This is a genomic window from Pararhodospirillum oryzae (assembly GCF_007992075.1).
GTDB classification, from domain to species: Bacteria; Pseudomonadota; Alphaproteobacteria; order Rhodospirillales; family Rhodospirillaceae; genus Pararhodospirillum; species Pararhodospirillum oryzae.
Window position 1 is genome coordinate 1 of sequence record NZ_BJZO01000175.1, and the last position, 1,782, is coordinate 1,782.

2 protein-coding genes are annotated in these 1,782 nt (G+C 70.3%); one reads left to right on the forward strand and one right to left on the reverse strand.

The features are described from left to right. Positions 1 to 305 (forward strand): hypothetical protein (locus ROR02_RS16725; protein ID WP_218032838.1); only part of this gene is annotated, 305 nt, incomplete at its 5' end. A gap of 72 nt (positions 306 to 377) precedes the next feature. Here ROR02_RS16725 and ROR02_RS16330 read toward each other — a convergent pair. Beyond that, the coding region (locus ROR02_RS16330) for an esterase/lipase family protein (RefSeq protein WP_147165099.1) at positions 378 to 1,782 on the reverse strand (1,405 nt) is incomplete at its 5' end.

A 1,782-nucleotide genomic window follows, 5' to 3' on the forward strand; every position in this document is an offset into this window, starting at 1 on the left:
AAACCCGGATTGCCGAGGCCCGCTCGGAAGCCAAGGCGGACTCGGAGGCGTTGGCGCACCGGCTGGAAACCCGGATTGCCGAGGTCCGGGCCGAAATCGCCGAGGTCCGCGCGCAGGCCCGGGCCGACCTGGAAGCGGTCGAGCATCGCCTGCTCGTGCGCATCACCGAATCCGAGGCCGCGATCCGGGCCGAGCTGAAAGCCGAGATCACCCCCTTGAAAACCGAGGCGGTTGTCATTCGCTGGCTGCTGGGGGTGGTCCTGACCCTTCAGGTGGGGATTTTCATCAAGCTGTTCGTCGCTTAGCGCCCTTCGTCGGTTCCGGGGAGGCCGTTCTGTCCCGGCACCGGCGGAGGCCGGCACCGGGGACGGCTGGCGTTACAAGGAGGCCTCGGGGCGGCTGCCGGGCACGGCCGTGTCCTCGTCGGCGTCGCGGGGCGGGCTGGTTTTCTGGCGCAGGCCGGGGATGGGGGGCGTCCAGGTGCTCACGCCCGGGGCGGCGCGGCCCCAGGTGTTGCCGTGGGGATCGGGCGCTCCGGTAATGAAGCGGATGATCAGGCGGTGGAGCATGTCCATGTTGGGCAGGATGCCGTGGAAGCCGGTGGCCTTGGCCAGGGCGCGGTCCTCGATCTCCCAATACCCGAAGTCATCGGGCGTCACGCACACCAGGTTGGACCGGGGCAGGAAGGCGCATTCGGCCCCCAGGAAGGGCACGGTGCCGTCGCCGGTCGCGGGGCTTGCGGGCCAGTCGTTGCGCCGTCCCGAGGAATCCAGGATGAAGCGCGCGGCACCGGCGTCGTTGGCCACCGCCATGTGGGTGCGGGTGGTGCAATCGGTGCCGACCACCGCCAGCCAGTCGGTGGGGGCAAGGCCGGCCTTGGCCAGATCCAGGTGTTCCACGCTGTCGCGGTGGGCGTGGGCGATGTCCAGGAGTTCCTGGAACAGGGCGCGGGCGTGGGCGTCCACGTTGGGGGCGCACGAAAACTTGCGGGCGTACTCGGCGAGGCTGGCCAGGATCGAGGGCTGCCAGGCCTTGATCTGGTACAGGCTGTCGGGCAGGCCGGGGGCGAAAGCAACCGCGTCCGCGAAGCTGGGCAGCAGGTGGTAGAGCCCCGGGGTCAGGCGCGCGGCCTCGCGCTCGCGCGAGCTGGAGTCGGTGCCGCCCATGTTGGCGGTGCCCGTGGTCATTTTCAGCACCGCTTCCAGCGACCCCCGGAACGGCGAGGCCAGGGTGATCACCTTGCGCACCCGGGGCGGCGGCGGGGCTTCAACGCGCGCGCGCCGTTCGGCGTCGGCCTTGAGGAAGCCGGCGATGACCAGCCCCCCCATGGAGTGCCCGACCAGGGTCACGGTGCGCCGGGTGGCGTAGCCATCCTGGTGATAGGGGCGGGTGACCACCGTGCGCTCGATGACCTCGGAAATGAAGCGGTCCAGCGCGGCCTGGGAGTCGGTGAGTGGCCGGCGCCAGTCGTAGCTGAAGGGGTACACCGGCACCGGCTCGTCGGAGCGCTGGGTCAGGCCGTGGCGTAGCTCCAAGATGAGTTCCCGATAGCAGATTTCGAAGAGCTGATCGGAGCGCACGGCGGCCGGCTCGACCGCCTCGACGGCGATGTTGTCGGGGTGCATGGCGGCCCGCTCGGGGTCGCGCTGGAACGGCAGAACCCGCCAGATCATTTCGGGAGGCAGCGGGTAGTCATCGCGCAGATAGGTCGCGGTGATGCCGGGCACGACAATCACCGGATCGGGCAGTCGTCCGGTTGCGGGAGGGGCGGTCGCGGCGGGG